Raw genomic sequence first — 18,554 nt, 5'->3', positions numbered from 1 at the left:
AGAATATGGGTGGTGTGGGCGTCGTGTGCCAAGGGGCGTGAGCGGCAAGCGCTGTCGCGCTCAGCATCGGAGGCACGTCCAGGGGCACAGATGAGGGTTGCAGGCAACGCTAGTGTGCGTGCGCGGCCTCTATTCGTGCTCCGGGGGCAGGGCCAGAGACAACATGCAGGTCTTTGATGACACCCTCCGCACGTAGGGGGTGGGAGGTCAACGTGTCAGCGAGGGCGTGGGCGTGGGCCTCGTTTTCGGCGAGGGCGGCACAGGTGGGGCCAGAGCCGGAGAGTATCGCCGCGAGGGCGCCAGCCTGGCGGGCAGCGTCAAGAACTCTTTCCAATTCCGGGCGGATGGTACGCGCCGCACAGTAAAGGTCATTGTCCAGCACAGCAGCAAGTTCCCTCGGGCCTCCACTGTAGAGAGCGCACTCGGTGTCCTGCGGCTCATCAAGCTCACCCCAAGCGTGGGTGCCGTCCTTACCCAGTGGCCCGCCAAGGGCATCAAGGGCGCCGAAGACCTCTGGGGTCGATAGGCCCTGAGCAAAGGTGATCATCACCCAGTGGCGCGGTTCTGCCGGTTCGGCCAAGGAACGCAGGTGGTCGCCTCGGCCTGTCCCCAGGGTGATGCCGCCGCGTAGGCAGGCGGGAACGTCAGCGCCAAGCGTTCGGGCGATAGCCTCAAGCTGGTCGATGTTCAGCCCGATCTGCCACAGCTCATTGCAGGCAACGAGGGCGGCTGCCGCGTCTGCCGAACCGCCCGCCATGCCGCCTGCAACGGGAATATGCTTTTCCACTGTGATGCTGAGACCCGCACTGGTTGACGCCCACGGTCCCATTGCTGCCAAAGGCTGCAGGGCTTTGGCAGCGCGCACCGCTAGGTGGCTATCCCCTGGCAGGGCGTCAAGTTCGGCGCCAAGCGCCTCATCAATACTCCCATCTGGGCGATGCACCGTAGTGGTGACGCGAACGCCGGGTGATCGGGACGTCCGAACGGTCACATACTCACGTACATCCAGACATTCAAAGATTGTCACCAGCGGGTGGTAGCCGTCGTCGGTGGGGGCACCGCAGCGGAGCAGCAGGTTCACCTTACCGGGGGCAGAAGCGGTGACTTCACGCATTGCCAGCCTCGCTTACGCTGACACCCTCGCTTATAGTGCCACCCTCATTTGCGCTGGCGACCTCGCTTCTGCTGGCGGACGCACCCCTACTGGCAGGGTCGGCGTGAGGCCCATTCTTGTCCCCGTGAGGGAAGGTGCCCGCATCCCGCATAGCTACCAGCTCGCGGCCAAGAGCGACGAACTCGTCGATACCCAGAGTTTCACCGCGAGCGCCCGGGTCAACTCCCGCAGCCTCAAGGAGTGCGGTTGCGACCTCGGAGGATCCCGCCCAGTTCTTCATTGCTGCTCGAAGGGTCTTGCGGCGCTGGCCGAAGGCCACGTCGGTGACTTCGAAGGTGGCCAGACGCAGGGTGTCATCCCCGCGAGGTTCAGGCGTGCGACGCAGGCGCACCAGCGCAGAATCAACGTTTGGCACGGGCCAAAAGACGGATCGGCCGATAGTGCCCGCCCGTTCTGCGTGTCCGTACCAGGCGGCTTTAACGGAGGGCACGCCGTAGATGCGCGTGCCGGGGCCTGCTGCCAGGCGGTCGGCAACCTCGGCCTGAACCATAACAAGCACATCGGTTAACGAGGGCAGTCGTTCCAGCATGGTGAGCAGCACCGGAACAGCTACGTTGTAGGGCAGGTTTGCCACCAGTTTGGTGGGGGCTGGCCAGTCGGGGTGCCCAAAGTCTTCGTCGGCGCTGATGGTCATGGCGTCGCGGTTGATCACAGCGAAACGATCCACAGCTTCGGGCATGCGGGCGCGAATGGTTTCCGGGAGGGCTCGGGCCAGCGGCGGGTCGATTTCGACAGCGCGCACGCGGGCGCCGGTCTCAAGCAGGGCGAGGGTGAGGGATCCCAGTCCAGGGCCGACCTCGATTACCTCGTCACTGTCTTCAACGCCGCCTGCTTTGACGATCCTGCGGACGGTCCCGGCGTCGTGCACGAAGTTTTGCCCCAGGGTTTTCGTGGGGCGGATTCCCAGGGCTTCAGAAATCTGGCGAACTTCAATGGGTCCCAGTAGGCCTGAGTCCGAGGCGGTGACACCTTCGGGCAGAGTGGGGTCGGAATAACGCTGAGGGCGCCGATCGCTTCCTCGCTCAGAAGCAGCACGGCGAGGGGGGCGGGAGGGGCGGGAGGACATCACAAGGAAAGTCTAATCGACTGCGAGCACGGCAGGAGAAAGTGGCCTAGTACCAGCCAACTGCCTGTGAGTGTCCCCAGGCGCCGCAGGGGTCACCGTACCGGCTCGCGATGTACCCCAGGCCCCATGTGATCTGAGTGGCGGGATTTGTTTGCCAGTCATCTCCGGCAGAGGCCATCTTTGAGCCCGGTAGGGACTGGGGAATGCCGTAGGCCCCTGAGGAGGGGTTTTCCGCGTAGGGGTTCCACCCCGATTCCTTTTGCCACAGGGCAACCAGGCATCGGAATTGGTCCTCATTCCATCCGCGGTCACTGACTTGTTGTTTAGCAATATTTCGCGGGTCCTCACCGGTGTAGACCAGTGGCACGCCAGCCAGTTCAGTCGAGACGCGTAATGCGGTGATTTCTTCGGGGGTGGAGATTGAGCCGAGAGTCGCGCGGTAGCGGATCGAGGGCGTACCGTCAGCTTCAACGCCTTCTTCGAGCGTGGCCTTAGGATCAATGCCCGCAGCGAGGAGGGCCTGAGGCGTAGCTTCCTTTGTGCCCCGAGATCGCACTTGCTCCTGAGGAGCGCTTACTGCTTCTTCACTGAGCACAGCCTGATGCACCACCGAACCGTCAATGGTTTCCTGCCATGCGATTTGTCGTGTTGTACCCGGAACTCCCTTAGTGGTGACAATCGATTCACCGGCAAAAAGCTGCGCATTGTCTTCGACGCGTTCGGTGAACTCCGTTGGCGTATCAACAGTGACGGTACCGCGGGTGACGGTGGATACCTTGACGTTCAGAGCACCTGCCTGGCTAAAGACTGTGACGCGGTCAAGGGGGCCGACTTCAATTCCTGCCGATGTCAGTAGCGAGCGAATATCGTCACCCGGGCGCATGAAGATCGAACGTTGAACGCCTTTGTGAGTAACGGTGACGTTCTGCGGGCGAGATGTCAACGCGGGGATGGTTCCTCTTAATGCGGAACGACTGGCCGCAATGATGGCACCGTCGCCGTGAGGGTCGGCGGCGGAAAGAATGTCATCAAGGGTGGATGCTGTGGTCCAGACAGTCCGATGCTGACCGTTGATATTGAGTTCGACCGGGCGCGCTTTACGGACGACGATGGTGCTGCCTTCGGTGATGCTTTCCCCGCGCGCGGGGGAAACAAGGTCGTGAGGGTCAAGGGAGATGCCCGCATCAGTGAGGGCTTCTTCCACCGTCGTTGCCCACGCGGAGTACGGGCGGGACACGCCGTTGACTTCAACGGTGTATTCAACGTGGGAGGTAGCTGCTGCGGTCAGGGCTGTTGTGCATACAAGGGTGCTTGCTGCGAGCGCTGCTGTCACGACGTGTCGGCGGCATGGCGCGAAAGACAAGAGCGCCTCACGTGCCTGCGTCATTGTGCGTGTGACATCGGAAAGCAATGACGTGTCCTTCCTGTAGCCTCGTATGTCCTCTATAGATGCTATCTTCCTCCCCTCATGTAGGGAAGGCGAATGAGCATCAAAAAGCGTGGAGGTGGCCACCCTTGAGCGGGTGACCACCTCTTCACGTCAGTACAGACCCAGGCTGGCCGAGCAGGCAGGCCATTGGCCCCAGCCCGAGCGGGCTTGCAGAATCTGTGCGCGCATTGTCTGCTCAGCTGCGGAAGCATCTGAGGGAAGTCCCGAGCCTCCCACGGACTGCCATGTCGGCAGGCTGAACTGGTACATGCCGTAGTAGCCGTTTCCGGTGTTAGTCGACGGGTTGCCGCCGGATTCGCAGGCAGCAAGTGCGGCCCACACGTCTCCGCCCACAGAGGACGCAACAGGCTGCACGTCACTTGCAGACGATGACGCGGGGGCGACGGCGGCTGGGCGCTTAGTGCCAACAGCGATCACGCGTGCAACGGGTTCTTGGCGTTCAGTGCCGACCACAGTATCCACCGTGGTGCGCCCGCCGATAGTTTCCTTGTAGGTGCGGGTGATGACCTTACCTTCAGCGCCTTCTTCGAGGACACGAGTTTCGCCCTGTTCGAGGGTGTCATCCTCGCGTTCCTCAACGGGAACTTCAAGGGTTTCGACTTTCTCAGAGGTGCCACGGGTGACTCGAACGACGCGCAAGGTCACGCCCTCGTTGGTGGTCACAAAGGAGACGCGGTCGATAGGCGAGGCGGTAACGCCAGCCTTTTGAAGGAGGGTGGCCGCGGTGTCAGTGGCGCTCGCCGTCACGGGTTTCTTCGCACCGTCAGCCTCGATCATCACTGTGCCGCCGTCGGTGAGAACGGGCAGGGCAGCGCGAGCATTAGAACGGTCTGCGGCGTAGGTGACGCCGGAAGAACCGAATTGGCTCAGCAGGTCAGCCACGGATGAGGCGGTAGACCATGCCACCTTGGTAGTGCCGTCAATGTTGACGGTGTAGGGCGAGGCCGTGCGCACGACAATCGTCGAGCCGTCCTCAACGGATTCATGTGTGCCAGGGGCAACCAGGTCATGTTCACCTGGCTGGAAGCCCGCAGCTCCAAGCGCGCCTTCAACTGTGGAGAAGAAGCCACTAACAGGCTGGGCCACACCGTCGACCTCGATGGTGACATTTCGGTGGGCGTTTGCGATACCAACTCCGGTGATGCCCATAATGGCAACGGTCAACGCGGATGCGGCGGCGATAACAGTACGGCGCGTGGATTGCGTGTTCTTCACAAGACTCCAGACTTCGGCGTTCTCTGCACCGAGTCGGCCGTGGTTCGCGGATTCCAGTACTGGGTGCCGCGAGGCGGAGTCGGAACAGACTTACCGTGCCACCGTAGCGACGTTTTCTGGCCATGTCCTGTGAAGGTGGGTCATCTCACCTGCTGAAAGCCACAGATTGTGAGCTACAGCAAGGAATACGCCGTTCCCTGCCCGCATGAGGCCGATCGGGTCACTGTGCCTGGGAACGCCAATACTCCGGCTCGAAAGTTTGGGGATAGTCTGCGGGACGCTCAGGAACAAACTGCAAGGGCTGCGTCGTTGATCCGTCGGTGGGCAGGCACGAGGATTCATAGTGGAAACGTGTCGAACCATCGGAGGCGCCGAGGCCTACGTAGCCGCCGGTCAGCGGGTTGAACCATGACAGTGCCACCAGGTCCCCTTCGCTGGAATCGGTGATATCAGTGAAGCCGAGGGGCACAAGGATTTCTTCGCCTAGTTGTTTGAGTTCCTCAGCATCAAGGATTCCTGTCACAAACATTTGGCTGTGCAGAACCCAGCTTCCTTCTTCACTGCAGGCGTCGAGTTTAGAGTCCCCATCATGCTGAATGACTGACGCGGTCCGCAACGCTACTTCATCAACATATCGCAAAATCTTAGGTTCAATCTCCCGCTGGAACTCTTCTGTAGTCATTCGCTGGGAGATCGGCTGGGAGCCATCTGGGGTAAACAAAGAATCATCCTTCCACAAAGAACACGACGACAAGAGTGCGCTGACAATGACGGCCATACCGATGGCGCGTCTATGAACTGAAAAGCCCCTGCTCATATCACTTCTTTCCGGCGCTCACGCGCGCGATGTCATCCAATGCTGCGGTCTTTTCTTTGAAGTAAGAGGTATGCCTGTCCATGGGTCCTGTGATCCACCCATTGTCACCCCCAGAAATATCGGCATTGAGATGCTTGATTCCCTCAAGTTTTTGCGGGTTCGTCCCGAAGCTTCTATCCGGGCCGACACCAAGCACAGGATCCCAAGGAGTTGCTGAGACGTAGACATTCCCCTCGGGTACAGAGTACTCGTCAAGAGATTTCACGCCACTACCAGGAGAACCCGCCAGCACCAACTTATCAATGACGCCGTCTTGAGTCTGTGTCGCAGCAAAACCAGAGGTAGTTGAGCCGTAAGAATGTCCGATGAGCGTCAAGAGAGGGTCCCCCGCTGGCGAGTGTTCGCGACTGGAATCCAGACCAGTGACAAAGGATGAGAGTTTCTCTGCACCCTTATGGGCCCGATCAGTGTTGGATGCGCCAATCAACCCCTGCGGAGCGTCATACCCGAGCCATGCCACTACCGCGATATCCTCGCGCCTCATTCCTCCCAGTACCGCGGCGCGGTTCTTCACATTCTCAGCGGCCGATATGTTCGTACCGAGGCTGTCGTGAACATTCGTCGTCATTCCAGGAACGATCACCGAGACGTGGCTTGCCTTATCGACGTTGCCTACACTCACGGCTGCTTTAAGCCGTTCGCCACTGAAGTCGAGTGCTATGAGGTGACGCGGATCGTTAGGGGTTCCACCATTGAGGGCATTCTCCACACGTTTGAGTTCTTCGAGGTCGTGCTTGAGGCGGTTGTATTCCATGATCCTGACTTCGTCAGGTTCAGGGGAGAACGTCTTCCAATAGTTATCCACTCGTTCTTGGGCCAGCTTTTTCTCTTCGGCCAGCACGATCCGATTCGCCTTATCGCGCGAAGCCGCATCGACGCCATCCAGGCTTCCAATCATGCGGGGATCTTTTTCGATCATGCGCTGTTTTTCAGCATCGCTCAAACCCGCCCACCATCGGCTGGTTGCCTGCGGATCGTCTCCAAGTCCACTGGGAAGAGCAACGCTGGGGCCTGCTCCTGCAACGCTGGCGCCTGCTCCTGTGACGGCCGCCCCGGCACCACCATTTCCGCGCGACGCTTGTTCTTGTTCATTGGCATTGGCGGTGACGCGTTCGCTGGCCTCACGAAGTTGCTGAGCAGCGCGACGCAAAGATGGTTCCAGTGAGGCTGACCAGTCTGAGCGGAAGTGTTCGGCGTCGGGCCCTCGCCACGCGGAAGTGCCTCGCACCTGGTTGGTCAAAGAGTGCGCAACGCTCGTTTCAAGCTGTTCCGCCTGAAGAACCAATAGGCGTGCAAGTTGCCTCATCTGGGCAATGTCAGCACCGTAGAGAGCCATGGGAATCCTTTCCCGCCAACAACAATTTCCTAGCTTAAAGCTACGCACGGTAGTACGTCTCGCCAATGGGGAGGCCTCCCCATGGTGCTATTGCTAGGTGCTTTCCCCAGGATTTCCTTCCTTCATTTTTCTCACACTGTGTTCCCCAACGCGCGCGAGGCAGGCAAACAGGGAAGAATAGGACAAGGCCTTGCCTAAGACGGGGTCGTGACCTTATCCACCCCTACGGCAGGAGCATCTGCGTGTTTCTAGCGCTGCGCGAGATCCGACACTCACCCACCCGCTTCATCCTCATTACTGTGGTGATCTTCCTTGTCAGCTACCTCGTGTACTTCCTCACTGGCCTTGCCTACGGCCTCGCCTCGTCCTACACCGAAGCCATTGACGAATGGGATACCTCCTATGTCGTTGTCTCGGAGGACGCTAACCGCAACCTCGTGGCCTCCCGTATCACTGAAACAACTGCCACGGAAGTCAGTGCCATCCTGCCAGAGAGCACGCCCCTTCTTGCCCGCCCTGTTGTCTACGAGGTTCCCGAGAGTGCTCGCGATGGGGAAACTGACACCGGAAAACGTTCCGCTTTCCTCTTTGGTGTTGACGAGGGCGAGCCCGCTTCGGTGCCTGTGGTCGAGGGACGTTACCCTGCTGAAACGAACGAGATCCTCCTTGACGAGGCCCTGCGCGCCGAAGGCTACGCAGTAGGCGACACTCTTGAGCTCATTGACTCTGAAACGACGTGGACCATCAGTGGTTTCACGGATTCGCGGCGTTTCCAGGTGGCACCAACCTTCTACATTCCGCGTGAGCACTTTCAAGAGGTTTTTGCTTTTGCTTTGGCGAGCCGAGATGACACGGTGGTTGCCCAGGCGCTGATGCTCGACTACCAGCCGCCAGCTACCGACCTTGAGGCGTTGAGTGACCTCAAGCTGGAGGCACTGAGCATTGATGACCTCATTGAGGAACTCCCCGGCTATCGCGCGCAGACCTTAACCTTCACATTGATGATCGGCTCGTTGATCGCCATTTTGTCCTTCGTGCTGGGCATCTTCATCTACGTCCTGACCCTTCAAAAGCGCATGATCTTTGGGATCATGAAGGCTCAGGGTATTCCCACCTCGTACATTCTGTCGGCGGGCACCATCCAAACCCTGTTACTCACCATCGTTGGTGTTGGCAGCGGCGTGGGGTTGGCCTGGCTGACAGGATATTTCCTTCAAGGCAAAGTCCCCTTCCAGGTTGACCTCACGCTTTTCGGTATTGTGACGGGCGCGTTCTTCCTCTTTACGTTGATCGGCGCGCTCTCTCCGATCCGCACCATTTCACGCATTGATCCACTGGAGGCGATCGGCTGATGATTACCCTCAAAGGCGTTTCTAAAGACTTCACCCAGGGCGAAGAAACCATCCACGCCCTGCGCACCACCGATTTTGAGGCCCACCCAGGTGAGCTCGTGGCGATTATCGGCCCGTCCGGTTCGGGTAAGTCCACCTTCCTCACAATTCTGGGTGGACTGCAGACACCCACCACAGGTGAGGTGACTCTAGCTGGTGCGAATATTGGTCAAGCTAGTGAGCGCGAGCGCTCTCAGGTACGTTTTGAACACCTCGGCTTCATTTTGCAGGCTTCCTCGCTGGTGCCTTTCCTGAAGGTTGGCGAGCAATTACTCCTTCATGACCGTGTCGCCAGGCGCAGCTCTGACCTTCAACGTCGCGATGAACTCCTTGAGTCCCTGGGGATCATGAAACTCGCGAATAAGTACCCGGCGGACCTGTCAGGTGGTGAGCGTCAGCGCGTAGCCATCGCCACGGCGCTCATGCACGATCCTGAGATTATTCTGGCCGACGAACCCACCGCCGCCTTGGATTCTGAGCGGGCCTTCGAGACGATCAGACTCTTGCGCGAGGTCACTCACGCAACGCAGAAAACCACGATTATGGTCACTCACGATCAGCGCCTGTTGGAGTATTGCGATCGCGTGTATCGGATTGTTGACGGTGTTCTCAGTGAGGAAACGCCACCGGCTTAAAGGTCACCACCTGCCGTAGACGCGCTGGGAGTTGTCCATGAGCTGCGCGCACGCCTGTTCCTCGCTACAGTCCCACAGGTCAGCGATGGCTCGTACCGTGTGGGCCATCACGTAGGAGGCATTCGGGCTGCCTCGGTGGGGTGCGGGCGTCAAGTACGGAGCGTCCGTTTCGACGAGCACTAGTTCACGAGGCATCCGCCGCAGTCCCTCGCGCAGATCTTCATTCGTGGGATAGGTAATGGGGCCTGCAAAGGAGGCGTACCACCCGTGTTCTGCGAGGATGTCAGCCATGGGACCATCCCCCGAATAGCAGTGGAAGATGATCGGGTAGTCGCTGGTAGCGGAGTCTTTGAGGATCGTGATGGTGTCCTCATGAGCATCGCGGTCATGAATCTGCAGGGGCAGGCCGTGGACACGCGCCATTTCCAGGTGGGCGCGGAAGGATTCAGCCTGGGCCACTCGGCCGGGCTCGGCTGTGCGATAGTAGTCCAGGCCGGTCTCCCCCACCGCCACAACGAAAGGGTCTTTGAGGTGGGAATCAACGGCGGCGAGGGCCTCGTCAAGCGGGATGTGGTAGTCCCGTTGTTGGGGGACTAACCCATCTGGCGAGGCGTCCGCGTGCCCGGCGTGCAGGGCAGCGTCGTTGGGGTGCAGGGCCAGGGCGACGCGCACCTGCGGGTAGCGGCGGGCCAGCTCAAGGCTGGGGTCAAACTCGGGCAGTTCGCAGGCACTCGTAATGAGGTGAGTGACCTTTGCGTGTGTGGCGCGGGCGAGTTGCTCATCAAGGGAAAGGCGCACGCCATCTGCTTTGGGAATCTGCAGCTCATGAACGGGAAGGTGGGTGTGATTGTCCATGACAGGCCCCGCCAGGGGCGCGGGGGCCTCAGGCCACACCCGCGAGCGCTTCTTTCCCATGCGTCCCACTTTACTTCATGCTGAAAGCAGTCATTCTCAACGAAAGTGTGGGGCTGTCAACGCCTGGTGGCCAACCGCGTGGGGCTTGAATGAGAATAGAGGCATGGATACTCCCAGTTTCGACCGCCAGACGCCGCCCGAATATCACTATGCTGCCCCTTACTCTACTGGCCCTCACACTGCTGCCAATCACGCGGCTGCCAATGATGCTGCCGAGCAGCCGTGGCCCGCAACTGAGCCGCGGTCACTGATTCTTCGGCGCATTGTCGTCTTTTGCCTCTTTGCCTTTGGTATGGCATGGGCACTCTGGTTTGGGATGCTTTACCCGATGGCATCGGACTCGTCTGCCCCACTTGCTTCCTCTGCGGTATTGTTCCTCACTCTGGGCATGTTTACCCCGGCGTTGTCGGTGATTCTGACCCGTCTGGTCACTCGCGAGAAAACGCCTCTGGCGTGGATTCGTCCTCGTCAGTTCTCTCGTACCTGGCCGTATTATGTGCTGGCATGGTTCGCTCCCCTGGTGGCGATCGTTGCCGGGGCATTTGTCTATTTCGCGGTTTTTCCGCAGGAATTTGACGCTCTTTCCAGCTATTTTGTGCAGACTCAGCGCGCGGCAATTCATGGGTCAGTTCCTCAAAGTACGATCTCTGATGATCAGTTGCGTGCCGCCGTGTGGGGCCAGCTTGCACTGGTGTTGATCGCGCCTGTGATGAACTTCGTGCCTTGTTTTGGCGAGGAGTGGGGGTGGCGCGGCTACCTGTTGCTGAAGCTTCGAGAGGTGTTCTCCATGCCGGTCACGCTGTTCGTGTCAGGCGTCATTTGGGGCCTGTGGCATGCGCCGATCATTGCCCTTGGCCATAACTACGGCACCTACTACCCTACTTACCCCTGGGGTGGCATCCTCGCCATGTGCGTGTTCACCACAGTGATCGGCGCTTTTCTGTCCTATGTGACGCTGCGATCAGGTTCGGTCCTGCCAGCAGTGTTTGCTCACGGCATGATCAATGGTGCAGCCGGTTTTGGACTGTTGTTCTCTGCTTCTTTCGGCGATCCATTTATTGGGCCGATCCCCACAGGCATTCTTGGTGGGGCGGGTTTGATCCTTCTGGGCATCGTGTCATTCATCCTGCTTACCCGTCGCTCTCCTGCTGCTCAAGGAAGCGAACACGCTCAAGGCTGAGGCGGTACGTACGTGAAAAGGCTGGGCGCCCTCACGGGTGCCCAGCCTTTTGCACATTCAACACGTAGCTTTGTGCGGTGGTGCGATTACTCCCACTCGATGGTGGCCGGCGGCTTGGAGGTCACGTCCAAAACCACGCGGTTCACGTCAGGCACCGAGTTGGTAATACGCGTCGAAATGCGTGCCAGCACGTCATATGGCAGGCGCGTCCAGTCTGCCGTCATGGCGTCCTCGGAGGACACGGGACGCAGCACGATCGGGTGTCCGTAGGTGCGTCCATCACCCTGCACGCCAACCGAGCGCACATCGGCCAGCAGCACCACGGGGCACTGCCAGATCTCTGCATCTAGGCCAGCGGCGGTGAGTTCCTCGCGGGCAATCAGATCAGCCGCCCGCAAAATCTCAAGGTTGTGGGCGGTAACCTCGCCAATCACGCGGATACCCAGGCCGGGGCCGGGGAAGGGCTGACGGGCGACAATCTTTTCCGGCACACCCAGTTCGCGGCCGATGGTACGCACCTCGTCCTTGAAGAGCTCACGCAGGGGCTCAACGAGTTCGAACTGCAGGTCCTCGGGCAGGCCACCCACATTGTGGTGGGACTTAATATTGGCCGCGCCCTCGCCACCGCCGGACTCAACAACGTCGGGGTAGAGCGTGCCCTGCACGAGGAATGTGATCTCTGCACCGGAAGCGCCGACTTCTTCAATGACGCGACGCTGCGCATCTTCAAAGGAGCGGATGAATTCGCGGCCGATGATCTTGCGCTTGGTTTCGGGTTCGGTCACGCCAGCCAGGGCGTCAAGGAAACGCTGGGATTCATCGACGGTAATGACGCGGATGCCCATTCCCTTGGCGTAGTCGTCCTCCACCTGTTCACGCTCGCCGGCGCGCAGCAGACCGTGGTCGACGAAGATACAGGTGAGCTGATCGCCAACAGCCTTATGCACCAGGGCGGCAGCGACGGAGGAATCCACGCCACCAGAGAGCGCGCAGATCACATGCTTGTCGCCCACCTGTTCGCGGATGCGGGCGACTTGCTCGTCAATGATGGAGCCGGGGGTCCATGTCGGTTCAATGCCCGCGCCTTCGTAGAGGAAGTTCTTCAGGGCGTCCTGGCCGTGCTCGGAGTGCATGACCTCGGGGTGCCACTGCAGGCCAAAGAGGCGACGTTCGCGCGACTCGAAAGCAGCAACAGGAGTTTCAGCGGTCGAGGCGGTGACGGTGAAACCTTCGGGGGCGGCCTGTACGGCGTCCCCGTGGCTCATCCATACGGCCTGCTCAACAGGGGTACCGGAGAAGAGGCAGGAGTCGCCTGCAACGGTGGCGGGGGTGTGGCCGTATTCTCGGGTTCCGGTGCGTCCCACGGTGCCACCAAGGGCGTGAGCCATCGTCTGGAACCCGTAGCAGATGCCAAGGACGGGCACGTCTGCGTCGAAGATGCTGGCGTCAATGCTGGGGGCGCCGTCCTCGTAGACGGAGGAGGGGCCACCGGAGAGGATGATCGCGGCCGGGTTCTTGGCGAGCATCTGCTCAACCGGCATGGTGTGCGGGACGATCTCGGAGTAGACCGAGGCTTCGCGCACGCGGCGGGCGATCAATTGGGCGTACTGTGCGCCGAAGTCGACGACAAGGACAGGGCGATTCTGATTTCCAGTTGTGCTCACGGGTCTAATGCTACCTGTCTGGGTTGGGGAAAAGGAACGCCTAGGGACCCCATCGTCCCCAGGCGTTACCCGACTCACTTCGCGTCTTACTGAGCGCGTTATTTGTCGAGTGCGCGGTAGCCGAGCAGCATCACGCCAGCAAAGATGGCGATCTTGAGCGCATCCCCAACAAGGAAGGGGAGAACTCCGACGCTGAGTCCTTCAGCCAGGCTCATTCCGGCGAAGGGCACCAGCCAGGCCAGACCCGCCGCGTAGACGAGCCCGGAGGCCAGAGCGCCTGCTCCCAGCAGCACCCACAGGGAGCGGCCGAGAGCACGTTGGGCCACCCAGCCGATGAGGGCGGCGGCCAGAATGTAGCCCAGGATGTATCCCAGCGAAGGAATGGCCCATCCTGCGCGGCCCGCTGCGAAGATTGGCAGACCGGCCACACCCAGTGCTGCGTAGAGGCCGGCGGAGGCTGCGGCGCGGCCGAGACCTGCACTTCCGGCGATGAGCATGACGGCCAGGGTTGCCAGGGAAACGGGAACAGGAGTGAAAGGCAGGGGAATTTGAACCTGGGCCGCGATGGCAAGCAGTGCGGTTCCTGCAAGCACGACGATGGCTTCGCGGACGCGGGTGCCTCCCACAAGGTCGGCCAGGACGCGGGCCTCGGCTGCACGATGCGCGGGTGCCAGCGTGACTGGAGTTGTCGAGGCGGGTGCGGTGGTGCTCAAAGGAAAGCCTTTCGTCAGCGCTGCGTGGCAGCGAAGGTCAATGTACGCCGACTGGTGTGGGATGTTGACATCGTTAAGGCGCCAATCATCCATCCTGAACGGCGTTCAGGTGAACAGTGTTCACTATACTGTTGCCCATTCACTTCCTGCCCACAACGCCACGATTTGTCCATATCTTGAAACATGACTGCTGCTCAGGCCTCCGCACACACCTCCGCACCTGCATCCCCACACACCAGCTCCACCGCCTCCACTTCGATGCCCGCAACGCCTTCGTCACGCCCGCGCCACCGCCGCGAGGACATCATCACCGCCGCCTGCACCCTACTCAATGAGGGTGGCCTCGCATCGCTGACCATGCGCCGCCTCGCGGCACAGCTCAATGTGCAGCCCTCAGCCCTGTACTGGCATTTTGCGGATAAGCAGACCCTTCTGGCAGCCATGTCCTCCCGTGTTCTTTCCACTGCAACGCTTGACGAGGCCACCGCTCCCCTTCCCTGGGAGGGGAAAATGCGCGCCGCTGCAGCCGGGGTTCGTGAGTGTTTGATGAGCTACACCGATGGAGCGGAGTTGGTGTCCTCTTCCTTGGCGTTGGGGCGCGTGGAGCTGCCCGTGCGCGCACAGCTCGCAGACGCTCTGCGCGCGGAGGGCGCCTCGGAAACGGCGATTGACCTGATTGCCTCAACGCTGGGGCATTACGTGGTGGGCGCCGCCTTCCACGAGCAACAACGTCAGAGTATGGCCGCACTTGATGCCAGTGCATCCGACGCTGAGGATATCGACCGCGAGCAGACCCTGCGCACACATGCCGATCAAGAGTTCACCCAAGGCGTTGAACTGATTATTGCCGGAGCCGCAGTGCTCCTGAGCATGGGCACCCACGCCTGAAAAGCTGCCAAAAAAGCGCGGCTGCCAGAGGGTTGTCCCCCGGACAGCCGCGCTCTGTGGTGGCAGCTTCACCGCTACTGACGCGCTCTTAACGCTTCGTCCACTGCTCCCACAGGTGGGCGTAGGCTCCGCCAAGCGCCACCAGTTCATCGTGACTGCCATACTCAATAATGCGCCCGTCCTCCATGACCGCCACACGATCAGCGTCATGAGCGGTGTGCAGGCGGTGAGCGATAGCAACCACCGTGCGCCCCTCCAACAGGGAAGCCAGGGATTGTTCAAGACTCCGCGCGGCCGACGCATCCAGCAGGGAGGTTGCCTCGTCAAGAACCACCGTATGGGGGTCCATGACGATAATGCGGGCAAGAGCAATCTGCTGAGCCTGGGCGGGGCTGAGTTCCACTCCCCCAGCGCCAACCGCGGTATCGATTCCCTTCTCAAGGCCCGCCACCCACTCGCTGGCGCCAACAGCGGCAAGGGCCTGCGCGATCGCCTCGTCAGACACGTCGCGCCCGTGGGCGGCCAGACGGAGGTTATCAGCGATACTGCCCACGAAAACGTGGTGCTCCTGGGTGACGAGGACGACGTGGGAGCGCAGCTCGTCTTCAGTGAGGTCGACCAGGCGCACACCGTCAATGCTGACGCTGCCTGACGAGGGCGGGTGGATGCCGGCGAGCATGCGCCCGAAGGTGGACTTTCCTGCTCCGGAGGGCCCAACAATGGCGAGGCGTTCGCCGGGGCGCAGCGTCAGCGAGACGTCGTGGAGGACAGGCTGGCCGTCACGGTAGGCGTAGGAAACGTTGCTGGCTTCAATCTCCGCGCGTTTCACGCGTGAAACAGTTGGGGTACGGTCGGCTGGCACCTTCCCCACGCCGAAGATACGCTGCAGGGCAACGATGGCGAATTGCAGCTCATCAAGCCAGAACGTCGCCTCCCACACCGGACCGCGCGCCTGATAACCCAGCAGCGTCACCGTCGTGACCTGACCGGCACTCAGCCAACCCAGTGACACCAGGTACACGCCCACACTAATGACCACCAGCAACGGCAACAGGGTGCCGAAAACCAGTGCCACGAACAGCAGCATGCGCGTCCACGCCCCGTAACGCTCCATGCGCCACACCTGCTTGACCACAGCATCCATGTAGGCCATACGCACGCGCCCCAGACGCAGGGAGTCCACCGTCTCGCCGTGGTCAATGGTCTCAGTGACCATGCCCGCCAAGCTCGCCTGCCCGGCTGCGCATGCCCGATACACAGGAGTGGTGTGACGGTAGTACCAGCGCGCCACCACGACAATAAAAGGCAATCCCACCAGCATGAGCGCCGCCAAGATCCACGACGAGGCAAAAGCCGCTCCCACCGTCACCGTGAAGGTAATGACCATGGTGAGCATGGCAGAAATACCGTTACGCACCAGGTGCTGCACACTGCCCATGTCATGGGTGGTTCGCGCCAGCAGGTCGCCCGAACCCGCATTCTCTACCGCCGATAGTGGCAGGCGGGTCAGGGAGTCCATAAGTTCAACGCGCATGGAAGAAAAGACTTCCTCTCCCAGGACGCGCGCCCTGTAGGAGGCCACCCAGTTCAACACGCCAGCAACCATGACCATCGCGAAGGCAATGCCCAGCATGGTCAACACCCAGCGGGCCTGCTGCCCGGCCTCAATACCATCAATGACCACGCCCAGGATCCACGGCAATGACACCGCAGCAAGCGAAGCCACCGTTTGCACGACGACCACCAGAGCCACCTGCCCGCGCCGCGCGCCCAGGTGAGCCAGGAGTTGGCGAACGCTTGCGCGTTTACTAGCCAAGGGAAGTTTCATCATTGCTGATCCGCCTTTCCAAGAATGGCGTGCAGTGAGTAGGCCTCATTGGCGCTGGCCTGGGACGAGGCGTCCAGCAGCTCCTCATATGTGCCGCGAGCGCGCTCGCCTCCGGCCTCGTCAATGACGATGACCTCGTCGCAGTAGGTGAGCAGCAGGGGCGAGTGGGTGACAATGAGCGTCGTACGCCCGCCGCGTGCGGCCTGCAGGCTCTGCCCGACAAGGGCCTCCGTGTGGGCATCCAGGGCAGAGGTGGGCTCGACCAGGATAAGCACGGGGGCTTGCGTGGAGTAGGCGCGGGCCAAGGCCACGCGTTGGCGCTGACCACCAGAGATATTGCGACCCTTTTCAGCGAGGTTGCCGTTGAGCCCACCGGGCAAAGAAGTGAGGACGTCCTCGGCGTGGGCGTGAGCCATCGCTTCAAGGAGGCGCGGGTCAGCCTCAGAGGGGGTGTCGTAGATGGCACCTTCCTCCGTGCGCGCTGCCGTGTCGAGATCATTGCGCCAGACCGTTTCGGTGACGCCCGCCGCTGTGGGCAGCTCGGCCTGGGAGCCGCGCAGGGCTTCACGCAAGGTGCCGGCGAAAAGCTGGGGCGTAGCCTCACTGAGGATGACGCGTTTGCGCAGTTCATCAACGGGGATCTGCGTTGCTGGAATACCGTCGATAAGCAGGGGGGTTGGGTCTTCGACGCGGGCGAAGTTCCTCGCCAGGGCGGCTCCCGCTTCTGGCGTTGGGCCAACGAGGGCGGTAATGCGCCCTGGGGTCAGGTCAACGGTGCCGACGCTCAGGGTCGCCCTCTCCCACGAGGCCGGGGCGGCGGTAGTGGTGGCACCGGCGGATTCGCCCTCGCCAGAAGGTGCGTCTGCAACGAGGGGCTCCACGGCAAAGACCTCGCCAATTCGGCGGGCACCCACGCGAGCGCGCGTCAGATTCTCCAACACCATTGCCGCCATCCACAGCGGGTGGCGCAGGTAGAGCGTGAACCCGTAGAAGGAGAGCAACTGCCCAACCGTGAGCTGTCCGTTCAACGTCAGCAGCGCGCCTTGGGCGACCACCAGGGTAATGAGCAGCATCGGCGCAGCAATACGAGCCGCATACAGCAGCGATGAAGTTGCCGCAGCGCGGATTGCCGCATCACGCACACGCTGGGACTGCTCAGCGTAGGCCGCGGCGTAGGATGCTTCACCGCCAATACCGCGCAGAATACGCAGACCCTGCACGGCGTCAGTGGCAATGGTTGTCAGCTTGCCCTGCTCATCGCGCAAGTCGCTTTGGCGTTTCTCCAACGGGCGAGAAATCCACGCAAGGAAAGCCAGAACAATGGGCAAACCAATGAGCACCGTCAAGCCCAACGGCACTGACGCGGTGAGCATCAGGTAAGAGACGATGCAGATCGAAATGGTGGCAGCGATAAACTCCGGGACAGTGGTGAAAAGGTCACCAATAGCGCCACTATCAGTACTGGCAGCAGTAACCACATCCCCAGAGGCCGTCGTGCGTTTAATCGCGCGTGACCTCTGGCTGATTCGACTGGCGAGGCTACGCTTACTCCCCCAATCCGCTCCCGCCCACATCCCGGTTTCTGCGAGCTGACCGAAACCATCACCCGCAGCCACAACGGTCAGGATGAGGACGAAGACCACGCTCGCCCACGCCAACTCACTCCCGATCCCGTGCGCCAGACCAATATCCAAGGCTCGGCCCATCGCCCAGGGCATAAGAGCCGATGACACCGACCCCAGCAGGAACAATGACAACGCAAAGACCGCTGCCCAACGGCGCTCCCGAAGCAATGCACGCAGCACACCATTGCCCGTTGCAGGAAGAACAAGGGCGGGGCCACGCGGCGAACGTAAGGGCGCGAGCCAGCGGCTCGGGGTGGGAGCGATCGGAGACAACTCCGTGTCCAGCGCGCGCGCCTGACTATCGAGGTCGGCAGCAACCTCGGCACTCATAGTGGAACGCGCAGCCTCCCTGCGACGCTGGGCGCGCTCGCGGGCGAGTCGGCGTTGCTTGCGCGTGCCGTTACGAGGCTGAGGGGTCGTTGTGCGCTCTGAGTTTGTGTGGTCCGGGCTTGTACGGTCTGAGGCAGACACAGGACATCCTTATGAATAGTAGGCAGCTCATTGGTTATCGCCGTCGCATGCCTGAAGCGGACGGCAGTTTCGCGTGTCCAGTACCCACGGCGCACACCGATGCCGGTGGGGAACGATCAATCGCGA

At 61.1% G+C, this 18,554-nt stretch carries 15 protein-coding genes; 4 read left to right on the top strand and 11 right to left on the bottom strand.

Going from position 1 to position 18,554, the window contains the following annotated elements; genetic code table 11:
* Positions 1-109: 109 nt before the first annotated feature.
* From EII11_RS09395 to EII11_RS09370, 6 genes are all read right to left on the bottom strand, one after another.
* Positions 110-1,114 carry a 4-(cytidine 5'-diphospho)-2-C-methyl-D-erythritol kinase gene (locus EII11_RS09395; RefSeq protein ID WP_124872018.1) on the bottom strand — a complete coding sequence of 335 codons (1,005 nt, stop codon included), beginning with the start codon at positions 1,112-1,114 and terminating at the stop codon, positions 110-112.
* Positions 1,107-2,240, bottom strand: a complete 1,134-nt coding sequence (gene rsmA, locus EII11_RS09390; RefSeq protein WP_124872015.1) for a 16S rRNA (adenine(1518)-N(6)/adenine(1519)-N(6))-dimethyltransferase RsmA — start codon at positions 2,238-2,240, stop codon at positions 1,107-1,109. The genes EII11_RS09395 and rsmA overlap by 8 nt, the downstream gene beginning before the upstream one ends.
* A 46-nt stretch (positions 2,241-2,286) precedes the next feature.
* Positions 2,287-3,627, bottom strand: a complete 1,341-nt coding sequence (locus tag EII11_RS09385) for an aggregation-promoting factor C-terminal-like domain-containing protein (RefSeq protein WP_124872012.1) — start codon at positions 3,625-3,627, stop codon at positions 2,287-2,289.
* A 153-nt stretch (positions 3,628-3,780) separates the two neighbouring features.
* Complete coding sequence (locus EII11_RS09380; protein ID WP_240623135.1) at positions 3,781-4,905, bottom strand: resuscitation-promoting factor; 1,125 nt, start codon at positions 4,903-4,905, stop codon at positions 3,781-3,783.
* Between the two features lie 220 nt (positions 4,906-5,125).
* The gene (locus tag EII11_RS09375) at positions 5,126-5,722 is read right to left on the bottom strand and encodes a DUF4853 domain-containing protein (protein ID WP_124872009.1); all 597 of its coding nucleotides are present in this window, start codon (positions 5,720-5,722) and stop codon (positions 5,126-5,128) included.
* 1 nt (position 5,723) lies between these two features.
* The gene (locus EII11_RS09370; RefSeq protein WP_124872006.1) at positions 5,724-7,118 is read right to left on the bottom strand and encodes an alpha/beta hydrolase; all 1,395 of its coding nucleotides are present in this window, start codon (positions 7,116-7,118) and stop codon (positions 5,724-5,726) included.
* Positions 7,119-7,360: 242 nt separating this feature from the next.
* On the opposite strand from EII11_RS09370, the gene EII11_RS09365 reads away from it, so the two are divergent.
* Entirely contained in the window at positions 7,361-8,470 is a 1,110-nt protein-coding gene (locus EII11_RS09365; RefSeq protein WP_165867135.1) for an ABC transporter permease, read from the top strand.
* Entirely contained in the window at positions 8,470-9,144 is a 675-nt protein-coding gene (locus tag EII11_RS09360; protein WP_124872000.1) for an ABC transporter ATP-binding protein, read from the top strand. The genes EII11_RS09365 and EII11_RS09360 overlap by 1 nt, the downstream gene beginning before the upstream one ends.
* Positions 9,145-9,147: 3 nt before the next feature.
* On the opposite strand, the gene EII11_RS09355 is transcribed toward EII11_RS09360, so the two are convergent.
* On the bottom strand, positions 9,148-10,059 hold the full coding sequence (locus tag EII11_RS09355) for a TatD family hydrolase (protein WP_124871997.1): 912 nt from the start codon (positions 10,057-10,059) through the stop codon (positions 9,148-9,150).
* Between the two features lie 103 nt (positions 10,060-10,162).
* Here EII11_RS09355 and EII11_RS09350 point away from each other — a divergent pair, with 103 nt between their 5' ends.
* Entirely contained in the window at positions 10,163-11,239 is a 1,077-nt protein-coding gene (locus EII11_RS09350; protein ID WP_165867134.1) for a CPBP family intramembrane glutamic endopeptidase, read from the top strand.
* Between the two features lie 86 nt (positions 11,240-11,325).
* Here the strand turns inward: EII11_RS09350 and guaA are convergent, their stop codons facing one another.
* Entirely contained in the window at positions 11,326-12,903 is a 1,578-nt protein-coding gene (gene guaA, locus EII11_RS09345; protein ID WP_124871991.1) for a glutamine-hydrolyzing GMP synthase, read from the bottom strand.
* A gap of 98 nt (positions 12,904-13,001) precedes the next feature.
* On the bottom strand, positions 13,002-13,709 hold the full coding sequence (locus tag EII11_RS09340) for a biotin transporter BioY (RefSeq protein ID WP_124871988.1): 708 nt from the start codon (positions 13,707-13,709) through the stop codon (positions 13,002-13,004).
* A 90-nt stretch (positions 13,710-13,799) separates the two neighbouring features.
* Here EII11_RS09340 and EII11_RS09335 point away from each other — a divergent pair, with 90 nt between their 5' ends.
* Positions 13,800-14,504 carry a TetR family transcriptional regulator gene (locus tag EII11_RS09335; protein ID WP_124871985.1) on the top strand — a complete coding sequence of 235 codons (705 nt, stop codon included), beginning with the start codon at positions 13,800-13,802 and terminating at the stop codon, positions 14,502-14,504.
* 88 nt (positions 14,505-14,592) lie between these two features.
* Here the strand turns inward: EII11_RS09335 and EII11_RS09330 are convergent, their stop codons facing one another.
* Together EII11_RS09330 and EII11_RS09325 are read right to left on the bottom strand one after the other, a co-directional pair.
* On the bottom strand, positions 14,593-16,335 hold the full coding sequence (locus EII11_RS09330; protein WP_240623134.1) for an ABC transporter ATP-binding protein: 1,743 nt from the start codon (positions 16,333-16,335) through the stop codon (positions 14,593-14,595).
* Positions 16,332-18,428 carry an ABC transporter ATP-binding protein gene (locus tag EII11_RS09325; protein WP_124871982.1) on the bottom strand — a complete coding sequence of 699 codons (2,097 nt, stop codon included), beginning with the start codon at positions 18,426-18,428 and terminating at the stop codon, positions 16,332-16,334. The genes EII11_RS09330 and EII11_RS09325 overlap by 4 nt, the downstream gene beginning before the upstream one ends.
* Positions 18,429-18,554 lie beyond the last annotated feature (126 nt).

The organism is Schaalia canis, assembly GCF_003858455.1.
Lineage (GTDB): Bacteria > Actinomycetota > Actinomycetes > Actinomycetales > Actinomycetaceae > Pauljensenia > Pauljensenia canis.
The sequence above is the reverse complement of the archived record's forward strand: the minus strand, read 5'-3'. Positions and strand labels throughout refer to the sequence as shown.

Excerpts from the sequence above, each read along its gene's own strand:
- EII11_RS09395 (WP_124872018.1), bottom strand. The coding sequence starts at position 1,114 with ATGCGTGAAGTCACCGCTTCTGCCCCCGGTAAGGTGAACCTGCTGCTC.
- rsmA (WP_124872015.1), bottom strand. The coding sequence starts at position 2,240 with ATGTCCTCCCGCCCCTCCCGCCCCCCTCGCCGTGCTGCTTCTGAGCGA.
- EII11_RS09385 (WP_124872012.1), bottom strand. The coding sequence starts at position 3,627 with ATGACGCAGGCACGTGAGGCGCTCTTGTCTTTCGCGCCATGCCGCCGA.
- EII11_RS09375 (WP_124872009.1), bottom strand. The coding sequence starts at position 5,722 with ATGAGCAGGGGCTTTTCAGTTCATAGACGCGCCATCGGTATGGCCGTC.
- EII11_RS09370 (WP_124872006.1), bottom strand. The coding sequence starts at position 7,118 with ATGGCTCTCTACGGTGCTGACATTGCCCAGATGAGGCAACTTGCACGC.
- EII11_RS09360 (WP_124872000.1), top strand. The coding sequence starts at position 8,470 with ATGATTACCCTCAAAGGCGTTTCTAAAGACTTCACCCAGGGCGAAGAA.
- EII11_RS09355 (WP_124871997.1), bottom strand. The coding sequence starts at position 10,059 with ATGGGAAAGAAGCGCTCGCGGGTGTGGCCTGAGGCCCCCGCGCCCCTG.
- EII11_RS09350 (WP_165867134.1), top strand. The coding sequence starts at position 10,163 with ATGGATACTCCCAGTTTCGACCGCCAGACGCCGCCCGAATATCACTAT.
- EII11_RS09340 (WP_124871988.1), bottom strand. The coding sequence starts at position 13,709 with ATGGATGATTGGCGCCTTAACGATGTCAACATCCCACACCAGTCGGCG.
- EII11_RS09335 (WP_124871985.1), top strand. The coding sequence starts at position 13,800 with ATGACTGCTGCTCAGGCCTCCGCACACACCTCCGCACCTGCATCCCCA.
- EII11_RS09330 (WP_240623134.1), bottom strand. The coding sequence starts at position 16,335 with ATGATGAAACTTCCCTTGGCTAGTAAACGCGCAAGCGTTCGCCAACTC.